Below are 18538 nucleotides of genomic sequence, written 5' to 3' on the forward strand. Positions count from 1 at the left end.
TTGTCGCTGCGCTTGACACTCGTAACAGTTGCATTGTATAAATTCCCTTTTTGCACGCTGCGAATCAAACTTCCCCTACCTGCGGCTTCCCCTTTATGAAGCGGAATTAAGGACGATCTAGATGGAAAAGTGACAGCCAGCACTTGTTGCATGGATACTGGGGCGATTGCCAGGTAGCTGTGTGCGCAAAACAAGTACGCAAAACAAGTACGCAAAACAAAGCCCTGAAGTTTCCCCCAGGGCTTACTGCTGCTATCCAGAGCAGACGGTTAATTCGGTTCGCTTATTCTTAAGCGTTAACCTTCGGCTCCACAATACTGGTTGCTTCGTACGCCTTCTCCAGATTCATCACCCGCTTTGCCTGAGCAGACAGCGCACTGGCATCCAACCAGTTTGCCAACAGTGCATCGGTAGAAAACAAGCCCCCACCATTAATGGCAAAGAAAAGGAAGCAAGCTGCGTAAACGGCTGATAGTTCCAGGTACGGAATGCTAAAACCAGCGACCAGGATGTGGTGATACATTGCCACACACATGGTTGAAAACAGACCCAGTGCCGCCGGACGAGTGAGTAAGCCAAGTGCTAATAACGGTGCGCCAATGAGTTCAGTTAAGGCAGCGACGTAGCTAAAGAAAAGGGGGAACGGCAAGCCAATAACCTGGACATACGCTTGAGAAAAGCTCTCAATATTAGAGAGTTTGTCTAATCCGTTATGAACGATCATCATGCCGACTACCACGCGAAGCAGTGCAAAGGACGTTTGCGAAAGCAGATTAACGTTCACATTGGGCTTGAAAACAGCGGCTAGAAGCGAGTTTTTAGGCATGATTTGATTTTTGTGATAATGACGAATGGATGAATTTACGATACATATGTTAATAAAGCTAACGCATTTCGTTAAGTTTTGCTAATGGTTGAATGTATTCGCGTAGATGATTCTCATAATCTGGTGCTGCTGATGATCGCTGCTCTACCTTAAATAAGGCTTGACGGGTTGCTTCTCTAGGGATGCTGAGAGTAGTGGCATACCGATTCTCTTTTTCCGCGCTATAAACGCTATAAATCGAGATCCCCCTGCCTGTGTCTTCCCTTATCCCCATCCATACCCTCTCTCACCGTCACCCACCATGAGTTACAAAATTGAAACAGATGGCTTTCTCAACGACCTCGATCGCGTAGTTAGAGCACGACGACAGATCTCAGAGCACCTTAATAATGTTGCTGAAACACTTACCCAAGCTGAATCTGCTAGCGAGAAGGCATCGGGCAAGCTGGGGCTAGAGCGGGAGATTGAGGATCTGGTGATCGCCAGCAAAAATCTGCGGCAGGGTGCCTTTCGGTTGCTGGTGTTAGGGGATATGAAGCGGGGCAAAAGCACGTTTTTGAACGCCCTGATTGGTGAGAACTTGCTGCCTAGCGATGTGAATCCCTGCACGGCACTCTTGACGATTCTCAAGTACGGTGCTGAGAAGACGGTGACGGTGCATTTTAACGATGGTAAGCCGCCAGAGCCGATCGACTTCAAGAGCTTCAAGCAACGGTATACGATCGCCCCAGAAGAAGCAAAAGAACTGGAACAAAAGCAACAGCAAGCGTTTCCTGATGTCAGCCATGCGGTTGTAGAGTATCCGCTGCCACTTCTGGAGAAGGGAGTAGAAATTGTAGATAGCCCCGGCTTAAACGATACCGAAGCACGGAATGAGCTTTCGTTGGGCTACATCAACAACTGCCACGCTATTCTGTTTGTTTTGCGGGCATCGCAACCCTGTACGCTGGCAGAACGGCGCTATCTAGAAAACTACATTAAAGATCGAGGGCTATCCGTTTTCTTCTTAATCAACGCTTGGGATCAGGTCAGAGAAGGGCTAATTGATCCGGATGATGCAGACGAAATGGCAGAGGCAGAAACAAAGCTGCGAAAGGTGTTTCACGCCAATCTGATTGACTATTGCCAGGTGGATGGTGCTGATCTTTACGAAGAACGGGTGTTTGAAGTCTCCGCCATTCAAGCACTGCGGCGACGGATCAAAAATCCTGCTGCTTCACTCGAAGGCACAGGCTTTGCTGAATTTATGGGGTCACTGAACACGTTTTTGACGCAGGAGCGGGCGATCGCCGAATTCCGTCAGGCGCGCACGCTGGCTCGTCAGGCATTTGCGCGAGTGCAGGAGGCGATCGCGCGGCGCATTCCCCTACTGGATCAAGATGTAGAGGCACTCAAGCAGCGGATTGCCTCAGTCGAGCCGCAGTTTGGTCAATTGAGCGGCATTCGGGATGAATTTCGAGACGAGATTCGGACAATGAGAGATCGGAAGGCACGAGCGATCGCTGATTCCTTCAAAACCTACGTTCTAAATCTGGAAAATACCTTTGAGCAAGACTTTCAGCGCTATCAGCCAACCGAGCTTCAGTTTCTAGATTTCTTTAACGAAAGCAAGCGAGAGCAGTTCACCGCTACCGCGCAACAGGGCTTTCAGCAGTATGTCAACGACAAATTCTTTGCCTGGACGCTGACTGCCGAAAAAGAGTTAAACGAAGCGTTTGCCCAATTGTCTACAAGTGCTGCCCGTTATGGTTCGTCTTACGTAGAAGTGACGGATCAAATTACAGAGAAGCTGACGGGGCAGAAAATTGAGACCCGCCTTGGGTCTACGCCCGATGACGATAGCCCTGGCTGGGCAAAATGGGCAATGGGTTTGTTCTCGCTGGCAGCAGGTAACTTCGCGGGTGCGGCACTGGCGGCATCTGGGTTTGACTTCAAAAGTATCTTACTAAACTTCTTTACAACGGCAGGCGTGTCGATCGTGGCGTCTGCTGTCTTTGGTGCCATGCTGGGTCCAATCGGCTTTGTGCTCATTGGTCTCGGTGTTGGCGCACTGCAAGCCGATCATGCCCGTAAACAGTTTACTAAAGCCATCAAAACTGAACTGGTGAAGCAGTTGCCTCAAGTCGTGCAAGCGCAATGGCAACCGATTTATAGCGCTGTACAAGAGTGTTTTGATGCATACGAACGCGAAGTCATCAAGCGGATCAACGACGACATTCAGGCGCGTAAGGCTGAACTCGATAATCTTTTGAAGCAAAAGGAATCGCGGGAGATCGATCGCGAACTGGAACTATCTCGCCTAAACAGTGTGAAAAGCACTGTGTCTACCGAATGCCAGGGTTTAGAGGCAGAGTATCAAGCGCTATTGCTTCATTAAGAGAGACAAACTACTACTGAGTCTGCCCCAGGTGCGAAACTTGCCTGGTCGGTTGTACAGCGTTATTAGGCTCAACAGGAGCTAGCTCAACCTTACCAGGCTCCACGCTGTGGGTCAGGCGCAAGTAGGTACGGACTCTGGTAAGCAACTCGTTGAAGTCGATTGGCTTGCAGATGAAGTCATTTGCCCCTAGCTCAATGCCGCGTATTGCGCTGGCTTCATCATGTGCAGAGATTAACAAAATCGGGATGGACGGAAGGGTGTCATCCTGACGGATCTGTTGTGTTACCTCATAGCCATTCATTCCAGGCATCATGACATCCAGCAAGATTAAGTCGGGTGGTGCAGCTTTAATCTTACGTAGTGCAATACTACCGCTAGTTGCCACATCGACTACAAACCCTTCCATTTCTAAAATTGTTTGCAGTAGAAATAAATTATCTGGAACGTCATCAACGGCAAGGAGACGATAGACTTGCGAAGACATACGAAGGGAACCTGATTATACAAATGCTGTTTTGCTTATGTATACAGTTCTACTCGGTAGTGCCAACCGTCGAGGTCTAACTAGGGATGTATTTCCGCTTCAGGCAGCTAAATCGTTAGATTCTCTTAAGATGAGCGTTGCTCTCAACCTGATGATCGCCACCCAGCTATCAAAGTAGTGTGATAGCGGTTACTTCGGGTGGGCAAAAGAGGCGACCTGGCAGGTAAGTACCAAGACCGCGATTGACATAGAGACGATTGTTGCCTACATTGTGCAATCCCTGTGCCCATTCCCAGTGTTTAGAAACTCGAGCGCATTCTTTCATCCAGGGTACAAAGCGTCTGGCTTGTTTGGGTAGTTTGCAATAGGTTGTTGAAATAAGCTGCGACACATTGCCGACGCCAGGAAGCACGACTTGACCACCGTGGGTATGCCCAGAAAGTTGCAGATCTACACGCCACTGTTGTAACGGGACAGCCGTATCGGGATTGTGCGACAGGACAATGCGTGGAATGCTGGGATCGATCGCCTTCAGCACGGGCAGAGGATTAAAGGATGGCGACCAAAAATCAGCCAACCCTACGATCGCCAGTTCGGGCCCAAGGGGGTAAGCAACCTCATTCCACAAAACCTGAATGCCAATGCTAGTAAGTGCTTTTGTCACTTCCGGTCGTGAGCGGCGATAGCAAATATCGTGATTGCCCAACACGGCATAGATGCCTGCTCGGCTTTGCAGCGCTTTTAACCAGGGCACCAAGTTATGAATAGCAGCAGGATCAGCGGTGACAAAATCGCCTGTGAGGACAACCAGATCCGGTTCCAGTGTATTGCTGGCTTCGATCGCCGCCTCAAGCAGTTTTTCAGAGAGCCGAATCCCGTCGAAGTGAAAATCTGAGAACTGTGTCAGCGTCACGCCTTTGAGCGAAGTAGGTAAGTCGGCGATCGGCAACTGCAACCGTTCGACTGTCAGGGGACCTGTCAAGAGTCTATGCATACGCTCATTTAGCAGAGTACCTTCAGGCTAGCAGTTGTTTAAAGTAGCGTGGCAGTTGGCTTAGACAGTGAGTTTCGTCCGTTTTACCGTCTCAAGACGGACGGCAGCCGTCAAGAGAAACAGGGCTGTGCGCTGGTGTTGGGCTGTTCGTTCCGTTAGAGCCGTTACGGCAGGCATGAAAAGGGCCGCAGCTTGATTGATGACAGCTGTTTGGTAGGAGACTGTTTGATAGGAGGCTGTTTGATAGAAGGTCTGAGGCAGCGACTCTGGCTGAATAGCCGGTAACTGTCGCCCGGTCGGTTTGGTTTGTTTGGTCTGGTCAGCGATCGACATGACCAAGATCACCAGCATGAACGAGAGCAACAGCCCCAAACTCAAGCGCTGCTCTGGGTCAGAAAGAGCACCAGAGGAAATCTGCTCAACCGTGGGCGCGTTCGTTAGCTGCCAGTTCGTTCGGGGAGTAATGAACTGCTGAAGTTCAGCACGTTTAGCTGTGTACAGGTTTAGATTATCAGTGGCAAACTTTAACTCCAGATTAAGTTCAGCATATTGACGGGCTAACACTACCCATTGTTTGATTTGTTGCTGAACGTGCCCTTCGGTTTGTGCGATTATCTGCTCAGTCAAAGTCAGTACCCGCACCTGAGTTGCGGCTGCTACCCATTCCAACAGATTTTGCTGCTGCACGATCGCGGTATAGTCAGTCGTTTTCCCTGTTTGGAAGTCTGCGATCGCCTGCGCGAGTTGACGAGCGATTGGCGCTTGTGCCGCCTCGGTCATCTGGGCTGAAATCACCTGATAGCGATGTTTGAGAGGTTGCAGCGTGGCGCTATCTGGCTGCGGACGGGCAAGCTCGACGGCTAGCTGATCGGCGAGCGTCCGCAATTGTGCGAGGAGTGACTGATAGCGATCGTTTCGGGTCAGCGTTTGCTCTGCCAGATCTGCATCCGCTGATGACAGAGGTGATTGCCCCGATCGCTGCTGCAAAATGGCAAGCTGCGTGCGTGCTTCGATTAGACGAACTTGTAAGGCTTGGCGCTGTTGCACCAGCACATTGCTTCGCTGAGACAACTGTTGCCCCAGTGCTGTCGGTTCAGTGATGCTATGCCGCTGCTGGAGCCTTTGAAGGTTTTGCTGTGCGACCACCACTTGTTTTTGGATCTGGGGTAGCCGCTTCTCCACAAACTTTAGTTCGCGACAGAGGTTCGTGCGGCATTGCTGGCTGTATTGCAGGTAGGCGTGCGACACTTTTTCGAGCACTGCCTGCACTTTTTGCGGGTCAGGGTCTTGATAACGGATCTCTAGCGTTTTGTCGTCGTCGCGGTGCGTGATGTCTAGCTTCTGCGCCAGCGTATCGTAGTTGAGGTCGGCATACTGCGTCTGGAGCTGTTGCACCACTGGCGCGAGCAACTTGGGACTCCACAACACCTGAATCTGGGTTGCGTAATCGACGGTAGGGGTTGATCGCGTGGCTTGCGCGTTAGCTTGAGTGGCAGGAACCGTTGTTTCAGCACCTGGCTCGACCAAAAGCTGAAACTTGCCTTCATATTGGTCTGTCTGGTTGGCTAGCTGCACCAAAGTAGTGCCTCCTACCAGGGCGATCGCGGCTCCTGCCAGTGCCCCGGTACGCCGATTGAACAAGCTGGGACGTTCTCGTGTTGCCTCTATTAGTGGTGCTTCGGGGCTTGCAACTAGTTCCAGCGACGACACAGGCGCGATCACAGGCTGGTCGAACGATCGCACCTCGATCGCTAAATCAAGCCAGTCGGTGGAATCGTTGTTGGCAATGGAGGTGGAGCGCATACGTCTTACCAAGATCAGGGGACGATTCAGGTGTTAGTCATCTGGCAGCAGGGAACGATCGGAAGGCTAAAAGACAGTTTGAGGAGCCGAGTCTAAAGATGTTCAACAGGAGCCGCACCGTTTGACGGCTTGACATAACGCTGATAGTGATAGCTGTAAGGGGTCATTGCCTCAACAGCACCATTTGCCACCAAGCCCAGAACATTGGTGGACGAAACCTTCAGCTCTTCCATGGCTTGCGCGACTGAGGGACGCTTCGTTTTACCCACCCGCACGATCAGCACTAGCCCGTTCGTTTGCGAGGCGACTAAGCTACCGTCTGCCAAACCAACCAGTGGTGGGGTGTCGTAAATGACCAGATCAAACACCATCTGAAAGCGTTCCATCAAGACGCGCATCTTACCGGATGACAGTAGCTCAACCGGATCGATCGGGGTTCGTCCTGCTGTTAGCACCATCAAGTTATCGCGGGTTGGTGATGGCTGAAGGGCAGTCCTAACATTGATGTTGGTTGTGATGACATCGCTTAACCCGCACTGGTTTGACAGCTCCATAATATGATGCACTTGTGGATGGCGCAGATCGGCATCCACTAGCAGTACCCGTTGTCCCATTGCTGCTGCCGCGTGGGCTAAATTAACCGCGATCGTCGATTTGCCATCGCCTGGTTCGGCTGAACTAACGGTGAGCGATCGCACCGTGGCATCTACACGCTGCAAACGAATGTTTTTGTAGAGCGAGCGAAACGCCTCTATAAAGGGTGACGCACCGACACTGGATGAGGTTTGTGCGGGTGTAAACGTAGCCGGAATCTCTGGTAAATCTAGGGATGACGAGGATGGCGCAACAGGTGGCACATGGGTAGACAGACGGCGCTTGCGCTTGATGAACGGTAGCTTTGAGAGCCACGATCGTTGGGGAGTCGCGCGATCGCTGTCGAGTGGAATGAGACCCAGCAAGGGTAGGCGGGTTGCCTGCCGAATATCTTTGGTCGTATGATATGCATTGCTGCTGGTATCGGCAAGAAAACCAGCGAGAATGCCCAGCGCGAGACTTAAAAAGACCGCAAGACCCAAATAGTTCAGCGCGAGGTTAGCGGCTGTGTTCAATGGTTCGCCATTCGCATCGCGAGCCAGTTGTGGTGGTGACAGTAACTCCCAGGGCACTTCTTTTTGTGCCGCATCAATTTGCAGTGCTTCCCGTTTCCCCAAAAATTCGTTCAAGCTGTTGGTGGCAATGGTCAGTTCTCGCTCAATATCGGTGTACTGCCGCGCTAATGATGGGTATTGCTGAATTTTTGCGTCTACTGCACTTTTGGACTGAGCAACAGCGCGATCGCGTGCCTGCTGAATTTGAATGTCGTCATTGACCTTCCCCAAGACTCGCTGAGCTTCTTGATCCAGCAGCGTCTTCAAATTTTGCTGTCGATCGCGCATTGCCTGCAAGGTTGGGTTTTCTTCGCGCGATCGAGCGGTTTCCAGGGCAACCTGGCTCGAAAGCTCTTGATACTTGGCTAACAACGTCTGATATTGTGGCGCTTCAGCTAGTATGGAAACCGTATTGGCAGCATTTGCGTTTTGTTGCAGCGCTGAGAACCGAGCGCGGCTTTGTGCCAGCTTAGCTGCATTGTCCATTTGCTGCTGCTCTAGATTGCCGGACTGGGTAGCAGCTTGTTGCCCCTGGATGTCTGGGTTAATGATACCATAGCGTTGCCGGAAGCTCTGTAGCTGCCGTTGGAGCGTATTCACTCGCTCCTTCAACTGTGGCAACTGAGCGTCAATAAACTTGACACCTTGCCCAATATTGGTTTGTCGCTGTTCTAAGCTGTACTTTAAGTAGGCATCAGAGAGCTGTTTCAAGACATAATCTGCGACCTGTGGATCAGCATCTTGATACGTCACTTGCAAAATTTTTGTGCCAAGTGCATCTTTTTTAGCATTCTTAGACCGCGATCGGTCAATGGCAATCTGGGATGCAATGCGATTGTAGTCAACGTTAGGAAACTTTGCTTGCGTCTGCTGAACGATCGGACCCAATAGCTTAGGGCTTTGCAGCACTTGAATTTGGGTTGAGTAGTCTAGTGCCGTTGGTGCAGTTTGCAAAGACTCCCCTGGTTGCTGTTGCGGGTCGAGCAGCAAACGCTTATATTGCTCCTCAGCGGTGACAGGCTCGACCAAAAGCTGGAACGAGCCGACATACTGGGGTGGCTTGCGACTTGCCGCCCACAAGCCTAGAGGAATCGTTGCCGCTGCGACCGCGATCGTGACTCCCAGCACTGTGCTCAGCCGTCGCCGAATGATATCGAAGGGTTGAGTCATGCTAAACGTCGATTCATCTGTTTCTACAGCCAGTGAGGCTGGCTGCAGCAATCGACCAGACGTTCTAGAGGGATGGAGAGAGGAGTGTTCAGTTTCCATGGGCACCGTATGCATTCTTGCGTTCACATCAGAAGCAGCGACACGAAGGCGCATCATTGCAAGCGTTTCAACTTAACCAGCGTTGTACCAAAAGCACCGCTAACTAATGCACCATTGGCAACAGGTTTGCTTAGGGAACACCAAAGATTCTTAAGAAGTTTGACAAGGAAAATAGTGGGCTAAGAACGGTGCCAAGCGTATCGGTGACGCTGGTTAAGCCCGATCGCCCAACCACAATAATGTCATTATTTCGCATCGCCGGATTGGTTTGCTCGTTGATGCCCTGAGCAAAGTCAACTGATATATCTCGACGTACCACTGTCCCGTCCGGGTTGAGACGAATCAGCTCGACGCGACCCTTGCGCGCCCGTCGATTGTCAAACCCGCCCGATGCTAGCAACGCCTGATTCATCGGTGTATTAGGTGGCACCTGTACAACGCCAGGTTGCTTCACCTCGCCGACGATGTTCACCCGAATGGTATCGGGCGAGAAACTCGCGCTGGCAATTTGAGCAGCGTCTGCCGGAGTGAGGTCGGTTGCAGTCGGAATCGAAATGGTGTCACCCGATTGTAAGATAACATCCTGTTTGAGGTCGCCTGCTTGCACAAGCTGCAACAGATTAATGTTGATGGTTTGTTCTGCCCCCGATCGCGTGGGTCGCCGAATCTGGATACGTCGGATGTCTGCCAGTGGCTTAATGCCTCCTGCTACCTGAATGGCTTGCGTAATAGTGGGGGGTTTATCAAGGTTGCTGATGTTGCTGCCTGTTGTGCCCTGTGCGCCAGCAGTGCTCGCACGAGGGTTAGTACCCGTTACGAGATAAGAACCGGGGCGAAACACTTCACCTACGATCGCCACATTGACGGGTCTGCCTTTCTCGCCAGCAAAGGTTGTGTCTGCCAACAGCAACGACTCGGCTGGATTAGGATTGGTGGCAGCAACGACCGAAATTGAATCGCCATCTCGCAGCGTTACGTCCTGCTGTAAACTACCATTTTGCACATAACTCCACAGGTCAACCGTAATAATCTGGGGAGCACCAAGTCGCTGCGGACGGCGAATTTGCACTTGCCGAACATCCGCTGCCTGAGTAATGCCGCCGGCCGTTTGTAGTGCCTTGGTCAGTGTGGGAAACTGGGTGCCGCCAGCCTCGCTAGCTAGCGGGATGGTATAGGTACCCGGACGGCTGACCTCGCCCAAAACGCCAATAGATAAAGGGCGTGGAGTCAGCAGCGTCACCGTCACTGCCGGTCGCTTAAAAAAGCGGGCATACCGTCTAGACAGTTCAGACTCCGCCTGCTTTAAGCTCATCCCCCGTACAGAGACAGAGCCTAAAAGCGGCAGATTGACCGTGCCATCGACTAACACTTGCCGTCTGCCATTCTCACCGCTATATTCAGGTACATCAAAGAGATCAATCTGGAGTCGATCGCCTGCGCCCAGTACGTAAGAACTCTCTTCAAAAGGAACCATGCCTGGCTGTACTTGGCTAACAGGAGGCAGGAAAGCGGGAGTTGCACTTAAAGCTGGAGAAGCAACAAGCGCCAGCATCAGGACAGCAAAACCCGCTTTTGGTGTAATAAGTTGATGACGCATAAAAATCATGCAAACGCTCCGGCAATGAAGTAGACGTTGTGAGATAACAGTCAAGGGACAGTAAGCCTTGCTAGATTGTTACTTCGTAAAACTACTTACTCTGTAGACCGACAAACACCGGATAAAGTTCTGCGATTTCACGCAAGCCCTACACATACTTTAATTACTCGTAGGCAATTAAACTGTTCGAGCGCCGTACGTTCAAATACAGGTACAACGCGTGGCATATCCACTTTTCAAGTAAAAGCGACCGGAACCGGAAGAAATGCCGGAAAGCTTCAACGGCTTACAACTCCATGCTTAATCCAATTAGGCACCAAACTCCTACCCGTATCAGTATTAGAAGCGCAAGAGTCTTTGTCATGCAGCGAGAGGCCTGCGAGAATCTACGACTGCTTCTAAAGCAACAACTTAAAGAAGGGGTGAAGACGGGTGATTGTACTGTAACTATCCTGATTACATTTTGTTGCGTTGTAAGCAGGAGTAGCATTAGGGTGAGTGCCAACTTCCCCCGCTCATTAATGTATATCGCTGTTCGCTAACTCTGTAAATGAATAAATTAGTGAGCAGGTAACTTAAAGAATGCATAAAGATAAGTGATCTTTCTAGTAGATGTCCTGATTACACTTCGTTACATAGTAAGGAATAGCAGGTTAAGCAATAGATTCAGTGCCACTCTACCAAACGTTCATCTTTCTAATCATGTTTAATGTCCCTTCTGCAGAAAATTAATTGATGATTCAGGGTTTATTACAGTGGGAAATCGAGTTTTTCTCTAAACGTGATTTCAACAGCCATTATCTTCCGTAAAAATACCTTAGCAATGGATTCAATTAAAGACAAAACACCAAAATTATTTTAATTATTCATTTTGCTTTTATGAAGAATTTAACATTCTATTAGAATCGTTCAGCCTAAATAAAAAGCTCGTCACTAATGTTCATATTTCCACTAGATAGCGTCTCCATTCTGATTCTTTAATTTTTATATTTGCTTGGAGTAATCACTGGAGCTATGTCTACATGAGTTTGAAGCAAAAGACAATTAAAGGCGTGCTTTGGATTGCTATTCAGAATTGGGGAAATCAAGTAATTTCCTTTGTTGTCTTCTCAATACTTGCTCGATTACTGGGACCAGAGGCATTCGGACTGATTGCCCTTACGACAGTCTTTCTTGCATTTATGCAAATCTTTGTTGATCAAGGGTTTGGTCAGGCAATTATTCAACGACGTAATTTAGAACCAGAACATCTAGATACAGCTTTTTGGACAAGCGTTGTGATGAGTGTGCTGATGATGGGTATAACCTGTGCAATTGCAGGCTATGTTGCTGACTTTTTTAAGCAACCTGCTCTCACACCCGTTATTCGTTGGTTATCGCTATCTTTTCTGTTCACTGGGCTCGATAGCGTGCAATCCACAATTCTTAGCCGCGACCTTGCCTTTAAAAAATTAGCTATTCGATCGTTAATTGCCACAATTCTGGCAGGAAGCGTTGGTATCGTCATGGCATTTAAGGGCTTTGGAGTATGGAGCTTGGTGGGCCAGAGCTTAGTGAATGGTGTGGTTAGCGTAACCATCTTGTGGGGAAGCACCAAATGGCGACCAGGATTTAGCGTTTCTGTAAGACACTTCAAAGAACTGTTCATGTTTGGAATCAACGTTGTAGGAGGTGGGATCCTTAATTTTCTCACTCGTCGCTCTGATGACCTTTTAATTGGCTATTTTCTCGGTCCAGTTGCCTTGGGTTACTACACTGTTGCTTATCGGATTCTGCTAATCACCAGTCAACTAATGATTAGTACGATGCAGCGAATTGCAATGCCAGTCTTTTCTCAACTTCAGCAAGAGCCAGAACGTTTGCGACAAATGTTTTATAGTGCAATACAAGTTACTAGTCTAGTTGCATTCCCTACATTTTTAGGGCTGTCGGCTTTAGCTCCCGAGCTCATTACTGTCTTGTTTGGTCAGAAGTGGTCAGCTAGCATTCCAGTAATGCAAGTTCTAAACCTGATTGGTCTGCTATATGCGGGTTTCTACTACAACAGCTCACTAATTATGGCGATGGGCAAGCCTGCTTGGAATTTAGGGCTGAACTTTTTGCAGGGGGTTGGCAACGTCATATTTTTCCTAATTGCTGTTCGTTGGGGCATTGTTGCCGTTGCTGCGGCTTATGTTCTTCGTGGTTATTTGACAGCACCCATCATGGTTTGGGTTGTTCATAAGGCATTGCCTCTTAACCTAAAACAGTATTTTCAGCAGTATGCAGCTCCCCTATTTGGATCTTTAGTGATGGTTATTGTCATATTTGGAGCCAAGTATGTACTGGTAGATGTAGTAAGCGTCAAGGTTTTACTTCCTATTTGCATCGTTCTTGGAATTGCTGTATATGCTGCAACCATTTTTGTAATTGCACCAAAGCTTGTACATCGAGTGATTGATCTTTTCCGCTCTGCTCTACCACAATCTCGGCTGAAGAAGGTTTAAGTCAGTAGTCTTTCATATAGTCCATAGAGGAGAAAGATGAAGAAATTCATTAAGTTAATTATTCCCAGCAGCATAATTGAGCCTACTATCCGCACTGTTCGTGGCTTTCAAACTTCATTACTCTATGCCTTCTTACGTCTGGCTACAAAGTCTCAATTTTTGAGCTCTTTATACTATGCTCTTTTCTCAAATGCTTTTGCGAGAGAGCACCGAGGCTGTATTTATGGTCAACTAAAGTATCTTGAGGATTGCGAGAATGCTCAGGGCAGCCAGTATCTGTTACGACGAAATGTTCATCGGCTAGAGAAGGGTCTACTGATGAGGCCGAGGCGTAATTTATTCGCAACAGATTATATTACAGAGACTTTTAGAGGTTATGAACAAGCTCTGGCGAAGCAATCAACTTGTGCTGCTGATGTCGGTGAGATAGGTTGGGCCCATGATGTTTTATCACAATATTTTACGATCGTTTCTTCACATCCGGTTGTTGATGGGTTAAGGGATCAGTTTTCAACGCTGAAGCAGATCGAGCAAGTTGAGCTTCCTCGCATTCCCTATAAGCGGAACTTAAACGAACCTTGTTCTGTTGATTATGACGATTTTCTCAAGCTTTCATATCGTCGGCGCTCAGTACGATGGTATCTGCAAAAACCTGTTTCGCGAAATTTGATTGATCAGGCAATCACGATCGCGGCTTTATCGCCTAGTGCCTGTAATCGACAACCGTTTGAATTTCGCATTTTTGATGATCCAGAGATGGTGAAAAAGGTTGCTTCTATTCCAATAGGAACTAAGGGATTTAGCGATAATTTTCCAGTCATTATTGTTGTTGTCGGTAAGTTGAGAGCCTATTTCAGCGAACGAGATCGACATGTAATTTACATTGATGGTTCGCTCGCTTCCATGTCATTTATGCTTGCCTTAGAAACGTTAGGGCTTAGCTCATGTCCCATTAACTGGCCTGACATGGAATCGAAAGAAAAAGAGATGTCCGCACTATTAGGGCTCGAATTTGATGAGCGTCCAATCATGCTGATTTCAGTTGGTTATCCCGATCCAGATGGCATGGTTGCGTACTCGCATAAGAAGTCTCTTGAGCAGCTTCGTAGATATAACTAGCTACCACACCACTATCCAGCAATATGTACAGATCAGTTTGCTCAGATTTGTACAGTAGTCAACAACCCCCTCATTATTCACACGGAGTCCTAAAATGATTGTTGAAATTCGAGGCATACACTTCGAAAATAAAGGGTCTGAGTTGATGCTTTATGCTGTTGTACAGAAGTTATCTGAGTGGAACAATGACAATACTGTTGCTATGCGCTTTAAAGCTGAAACTTTTCGAAAAAGGGCGGAAGCTGGGCTATATCAGCTACTATATTCAGATCGGAAAAGCCATTTTTCCAATCAGGTTACTGAATCAATTGTTAATTTTCTTCCTAAGTCACTAATTAGTTCTCTTGGTATTACGACCTATTCAAAAATTAATGCAGTTCTAGACGCTTCTGGTTTTGCCTACTCTGATCAATGGGGTGCAAAGAAGTCAGCAGTAATGGCAGATTTGGCTAAAAGAATGAGCAAGCAGGGTAAGAAGGTAATTCTGCTACCGCAAGCCTTTGGTCCTTTTGATGAGCCAGAAGTAAAAAGTAACTTTTTACAGGTACTCGAAAACTCCCATCTAATATTTGCTAGAGATCCAATTTCTTACAAATGTTTGGTTGATTTAGGAGGTTCTTCCTCACATATTAAGATGGCGCCAGACTTTACAAATTTAGTTAAAGGGCGCGTCCCTGACTATTTCGAGAGAGATAAAAAACGAGCCTGTATTATTCCAAACGTTCGGATGATTGATAAAAACTCTGCGAATGTAGCAGATAGCTACCTTCAGTTTCTGGAGATTTGTACAGAGCTTCTCGTGGAGGCAGAGCTGAACCCTTTTATCTTAGTTCATGACTTTGCAGATGAAGAATTAGCACTACAGCTACAGGAAAAATTCGGAGGGTCCCTTGAGGTGATCATAGAACAAAACCCTCTAAATCTTAAAGGGATTCTTGGCAATTGCTATGTAGTAGTCAGTTCTAGATTTCATGGTCTAATTAGCGCACTTTCCCAGGGGGTTCCCTGTTTGGCAACTGGTTGGAGCCATAAATATCGCATGTTGTTTGAAGACTACGCATCTCCAGAATGCTTAGTTTACTCTTTGGATTCACGTGAGGAAATTGAGAGCAAACTCAAGCTAATTATTGAAGAACCAAGCCGATCTGGGTTAATTGCTCGGCTGCAGACGACTGGCATGGAACAAAAGGCACTAGCCTCTGAGATGTGGACTGAAGTCTACAAAGTATTAGTGGCTTAGCAAAGCTATTGACTATTTGGCATCTGAAATAACTTCTATAATTTGCTACAACTGAGGCTTGAAATTCTATGGAAAGTAGCGTCCTCAATTCCTTCGTTACTCCGTTTGTTTCAGTGATTATTCCGGTGTATAACGACGCATATCGTTTGAGCCGTTGCCTAAAGGCGTTGGAACATCAGACTTATCCCAAACTTTCCTATGAAGTAATTGTGGTAGACAACAACTCGGAGGAAAACATTTCGAGTATTACGGAACTGTTTTCTCAGGCAATTCTAGTTAAGGAAGAGCGTAAAGGGTCTTATGCGGCTCGTAACAAAGGGATTTCGATCGCTAAAGGTACTGTTCTTGCTTTCACTGACTCTGACTGTATCCCTGTACTTGACTGGATTGAGAAGGGGGTTCAGTGTCTTTTGGCGAACCCCAATTGTGGATTATCTGCTGGAAAAATTGAGCTTTTCTTTAAGAACCCAAGTAAGCCAACAGCGGTTGAAGTGTATGACTCCATAAACTTTTTGCGACAGGAGCACTATATTAAAGCCTTACACTTTGGCGCAACCGCAAACGTCTTCACCTTTAAGCAAATGTTTGATGTCGTTGGACTATTTAATGCTGACCTTAAATCGGGAGGTGACCAAGAGTGGGGCAACCGAGTATTTGCAGCTGGATATACCCAGGTTTACGCTGAAGAGGCTTGCGTTGCCCATCCTGCACGGCATGAGTTGAGCGAATTAAAGCAGAAAGTTACTCGCGTTACAGAAGGACATTACAACCTAAAGAGTCAAGATAAAGGCTTATACCTGCCTTATTTGAAGGAGATTTTCATTGACATCAGCCCTTCAATAAAAGACATCAAAGATATTGTAAAAGCATTTCTTAATCAGAATTTGCATGGACTTGAGAAGAAAATGGAATTTATCTATGTAATTTTGTCTCTGAAATATGCGAAAGCCGGGAAAAAAACTCAGCTTTACTGGATGTACTTAACAAAAAACAAGCAAAATACATCGAGCACAAGAACTTGCCAGAGTTAGCAAGTTCACCTGCACTCAAACTTTTGTTTCTTATTACAAAACTTGTCTGATTTTTACAGTTTTTACGAGTAATAGAACTGATCACGATTATCGAAGCAGAAAGGATAATTAGTCCCCCGTTGAATAAAGCCATGAATCTTACAAATGATAGTCAAGTATTGGTTAGTATCTTAATCAATAACTATAACTACGCACGATTTGTTGGTGACGCGATCGACAGTGTGCTAGGTCAAACCTATAAGAATATTGAGGTCATTGTTGTTGATGATGGCTCTACTGACGATTCGCGGAATGTAATTGAGAGCTACGGCGATCGAGTTACGGCTATCTTCAAACGTAACGGTGGGCAAGCCTCTGCTATGAACGCTGGCTTTGCTGCCAGTAACGGCGAGATCATTTGCCTTCTAGACGCTGATGATCTCTTTCTACCAGAGCGCGTGTCCGAAGTCGTCAAGCTGTTTACAGTCAACTCAGGTATTGACTGGGTTTTCACTGAATCTGCTCCTATTGAAACCAAAGAACTGACTGATACAGATCTCAGCGTTGTCTTTCAACGGGTTTCTAACTGTAGTAGTTCTAAGGCTTCACCCAAAAAAATTGATTTTAGAGCTAATATTAAAAATGCTGAAATGCCGCATTTTGCACCTTCTACCTCTAACTTATGCTTCTCCAAAACGATTCTAGAAAAAATCTTTCCATTGCCTGAAATTAAAGGCTTTTCGGGTATGGCAATCACTGACATATACATTAAACTCCTGGCGATCGGGCTGGGTGTAGGTTGCGTTACCACTCAAGAGTTGGGCATCTATCGCTTTCACGACAATTTCTATAAAACCTTAGACCCGATTAAAAAGCGGCGAATGTTTGCTGAGATTTATACTACCACTGGTTACTGGATGGGTAATCGCTTCGCAGACTTTAGCAAAATGAGTAAAAAACTACTTGCTAGAGGTTTTGGTGCATATTTAAGCAGTGATTATTTGAGAGGCAAAAGCACCGACGCTGACTGTGAAGCAATGGTGGCAAACTATCTAGAAAAAGCGCCTCTTTTTACAAAGACTGAAGTGCGCTTTATGATCGCTTACTGTCTCCTTCGCTGGCAACTCAAAGACCTTGTAGTAAAGTTTAGAAAACCCAATCTGATGCCCTTAAATAATTAGGTTTGCCCTGCTGGCTGAGCCAACTTATGCATCAATTGCCCCCTAGATAGCTAAAACTATGAGTGACTCATCTAACCTCTTTGTCTCTGTTATTATTCCTGTTTTTAATGACAGTGAACGGCTCAAGCTTTGCCTGCAAGCGCTAAAGCAGCAAACATACCCTGAAGACTGTTACGAAGTCATCGTAGTAGATAACAACTCCCATGAAGATATTAAGAGTGTTGTTACCCAGTTTAACCAGGTTCTACTAACGCATGAAAGCCGTCCTGGTTCTTATATTGCCCGGAATACTGGCTTAACGTTAGCAAACGGAGCGGCGATCGCTTTTACCGATGTGGACTGCATTCCTGACCCAGCATGGATTGAAAAGGGTGTTGCAGCCTTGCTCAGCACACCAAACGTTGGTCTGGTTGCCGGACGCATTGACCTATTTTGTAAAGATGCCAATAACCCTAACCCAGTTGAACTGTATGACAGCATTGCGCTGAGTTTCCCTCAGGACAAGTTCATTGAGGATGGAAAGTTTGGCGTGACCGCTAATCTTTTTACCTTTAGACGTGTAATTGATGCTGTTGGGATGTTTGACGAGACGCTGATGTCTGGTGGCGATCGCCAGTGGGGCGAACGCGTTTTTGCAAAAGGTTACGAGCAAATTTACGCCGACGATGCTCGTGTTCGCCATCCCGCTAGAGATTCGTGGGATGACCTTCTGAAGCGATCAATTCGAATTATTGGCGGTAAATATGACTTGATGCGGCAGAATACAACGTCCGATTTAGAGGCATTGAAAGATTTAATTCTTTTTCTCAAACCGCCCTTCAGAAGTTTCTTTCGGATTTGGACAGATCAGCGGCTACATGGAACTAAGCAAAAGGTTCAGTTCACAACTGTCATGCTGCGTTTGCGTTGGGTAGCGATTCAAGAACGATTAAGGCTACAGCTCGGCGGCGGTATTTCCGATCGCGGTTAGGTTAACCACTTCCTAAGTGTTCACTTTCAAG

At 47.2% G+C, this 18538-nt stretch carries 14 protein-coding genes; 7 read left to right on the forward strand and 7 right to left on the reverse strand.

The window, feature by feature from the left end:
- Window positions 1–289: 289 nt before the first annotated feature.
- Together H6F76_RS26570 and H6F76_RS26575 are read right to left on the reverse strand one after the other, a co-directional pair.
- Complete coding sequence (locus H6F76_RS26570) at window positions 290–826, reverse strand: DoxX family protein (RefSeq protein ID WP_190512802.1); 537 nt, start codon at window positions 824–826, stop codon at window positions 290–292.
- A 58-nt stretch (window positions 827–884) separates the two neighbouring features.
- Window positions 885–1100, reverse strand: coding sequence for a hypothetical protein (locus H6F76_RS26575; RefSeq protein ID WP_190512804.1), 216 nt, complete (start codon window positions 1098–1100; stop codon window positions 885–887).
- Window positions 1101–1127: 27 nt separating this feature from the next.
- Between H6F76_RS26575 and H6F76_RS26580 the strand changes: the two genes are divergently transcribed.
- Window positions 1128–3203 (forward strand): dynamin family protein, encoded by a 2076-nt coding sequence (locus H6F76_RS26580; protein ID WP_190512806.1) that lies wholly within the window; start codon window positions 1128–1130, stop codon window positions 3201–3203.
- A 13-nt stretch (window positions 3204–3216) separates the two neighbouring features.
- Here the strand turns inward: H6F76_RS26580 and H6F76_RS26585 are convergent, their stop codons facing one another.
- From H6F76_RS26585 to H6F76_RS26605, 5 genes are all read right to left on the reverse strand, one after another.
- Window positions 3217–3690, reverse strand: a complete 474-nt coding sequence (locus tag H6F76_RS26585) for a response regulator (protein WP_190512808.1) — start codon at window positions 3688–3690, stop codon at window positions 3217–3219.
- A 169-nt stretch (window positions 3691–3859) separates the two neighbouring features.
- Window positions 3860–4684 (reverse strand): metallophosphoesterase, encoded by an 825-nt coding sequence (locus H6F76_RS26590; RefSeq protein WP_190446386.1) that lies wholly within the window; start codon window positions 4682–4684, stop codon window positions 3860–3862.
- 60 nt (window positions 4685–4744) lie between these two features.
- Window positions 4745–6487: a hypothetical protein gene (locus H6F76_RS26595; RefSeq protein ID WP_190512810.1), complete on the reverse strand. Its 1743-nt coding sequence runs from the start codon at window positions 6485–6487 to the stop codon at window positions 4745–4747.
- Window positions 6488–6579: 92 nt separating this feature from the next.
- Window positions 6580–8961 (reverse strand): polysaccharide biosynthesis tyrosine autokinase, encoded by a 2382-nt coding sequence (locus H6F76_RS26600; protein WP_206754419.1) that lies wholly within the window; start codon window positions 8959–8961, stop codon window positions 6580–6582.
- 73 nt (window positions 8962–9034) lie between these two features.
- Window positions 9035–10501, reverse strand: a complete 1467-nt coding sequence (locus tag H6F76_RS26605) for a polysaccharide biosynthesis/export family protein (protein ID WP_242036863.1) — start codon at window positions 10499–10501, stop codon at window positions 9035–9037.
- 1022 nt (window positions 10502–11523) lie between these two features.
- Between H6F76_RS26605 and H6F76_RS26610 the strand changes: the two genes are divergently transcribed.
- The 6 genes from H6F76_RS26610 to H6F76_RS26635 all read left to right on the forward strand — a co-directional run bounded on the left by H6F76_RS26610 (window position 11524) and on the right by H6F76_RS26635 (window position 18507).
- Entirely contained in the window at window positions 11524–12987 is a 1464-nt protein-coding gene (locus H6F76_RS26610) for an MOP flippase family protein (RefSeq protein ID WP_190512816.1), read from the forward strand.
- A 36-nt stretch (window positions 12988–13023) separates the two neighbouring features.
- A complete protein-coding gene (locus H6F76_RS26615; RefSeq protein ID WP_190512818.1) occupies window positions 13024–14106 on the forward strand; it encodes a nitroreductase family protein in 1083 nt (360 codons plus the stop codon).
- Window positions 14107–14200: 94 nt separating this feature from the next.
- Window positions 14201–15346, forward strand: coding sequence for a polysaccharide pyruvyl transferase family protein (locus H6F76_RS26620; protein ID WP_190512820.1), 1146 nt, complete (start codon window positions 14201–14203; stop codon window positions 15344–15346).
- A gap of 68 nt (window positions 15347–15414) precedes the next feature.
- The gene (locus H6F76_RS26625) at window positions 15415–16377 is read left to right on the forward strand and encodes a glycosyltransferase family A protein (RefSeq protein WP_190512822.1); all 963 of its coding nucleotides are present in this window, start codon (window positions 15415–15417) and stop codon (window positions 16375–16377) included.
- 131 nt (window positions 16378–16508) lie between these two features.
- Window positions 16509–17537, forward strand: a complete 1029-nt coding sequence (locus H6F76_RS26630; protein ID WP_190512824.1) for a glycosyltransferase family 2 protein — start codon at window positions 16509–16511, stop codon at window positions 17535–17537.
- Window positions 17538–17595: 58 nt separating this feature from the next.
- Window positions 17596–18507 carry a glycosyltransferase gene (locus tag H6F76_RS26635; protein WP_190512826.1) on the forward strand — a complete coding sequence of 304 codons (912 nt, stop codon included), beginning with the start codon at window positions 17596–17598 and terminating at the stop codon, window positions 18505–18507.
- Window positions 18508–18538: the final 31 nt, after the last annotated feature.

The organism is Leptolyngbya sp. FACHB-321 (genome assembly GCF_014695975.1).
In the GTDB taxonomy this organism is placed as follows: domain Bacteria; phylum Cyanobacteriota; class Cyanobacteriia; order Leptolyngbyales; family Leptolyngbyaceae; genus Stenomitos.

Bases quoted from the DNA above. Each gene is read 5' to 3' on its own strand.
- H6F76_RS26570 (WP_190512802.1), bottom strand. From the start codon at position 826: ATGCCTAAAAACTCGCTTCTAGCCGCTGTTTTCAAGCCCAATGTGAAC.
- H6F76_RS26575 (WP_190512804.1), bottom strand. From the start codon at position 1,100: ATGGGGATAAGGGAAGACACAGGCAGGGGGATCTCGATTTATAGCGTT.
- H6F76_RS26580 (WP_190512806.1), top strand. From the start codon at position 1,128: ATGAGTTACAAAATTGAAACAGATGGCTTTCTCAACGACCTCGATCGC.
- H6F76_RS26585 (WP_190512808.1), bottom strand. From the start codon at position 3,690: ATGTCTTCGCAAGTCTATCGTCTCCTTGCCGTTGATGACGTTCCAGAT.
- H6F76_RS26590 (WP_190446386.1), bottom strand. From the start codon at position 4,684: ATGCATAGACTCTTGACAGGTCCCCTGACAGTCGAACGGTTGCAGTTG.
- H6F76_RS26595 (WP_190512810.1), bottom strand. From the start codon at position 6,487: ATGCGCTCCACCTCCATTGCCAACAACGATTCCACCGACTGGCTTGAT.
- H6F76_RS26600 (WP_206754419.1), bottom strand. From the start codon at position 8,961: ATGATGCGCCTTCGTGTCGCTGCTTCTGATGTGAACGCAAGAATGCAT.
- H6F76_RS26605 (WP_242036863.1), bottom strand. From the start codon at position 10,501: ATGCGTCATCAACTTATTACACCAAAAGCGGGTTTTGCTGTCCTGATG.
- H6F76_RS26610 (WP_190512816.1), top strand. From the start codon at position 11,524: ATGAGTTTGAAGCAAAAGACAATTAAAGGCGTGCTTTGGATTGCTATT.
- H6F76_RS26615 (WP_190512818.1), top strand. From the start codon at position 13,024: ATGAAGAAATTCATTAAGTTAATTATTCCCAGCAGCATAATTGAGCCT.
- H6F76_RS26620 (WP_190512820.1), top strand. From the start codon at position 14,201: ATGATTGTTGAAATTCGAGGCATACACTTCGAAAATAAAGGGTCTGAG.
- H6F76_RS26625 (WP_190512822.1), top strand. From the start codon at position 15,415: ATGGAAAGTAGCGTCCTCAATTCCTTCGTTACTCCGTTTGTTTCAGTG.
- H6F76_RS26630 (WP_190512824.1), top strand. From the start codon at position 16,509: ATGAATCTTACAAATGATAGTCAAGTATTGGTTAGTATCTTAATCAAT.
- H6F76_RS26635 (WP_190512826.1), top strand. From the start codon at position 17,596: ATGAGTGACTCATCTAACCTCTTTGTCTCTGTTATTATTCCTGTTTTT.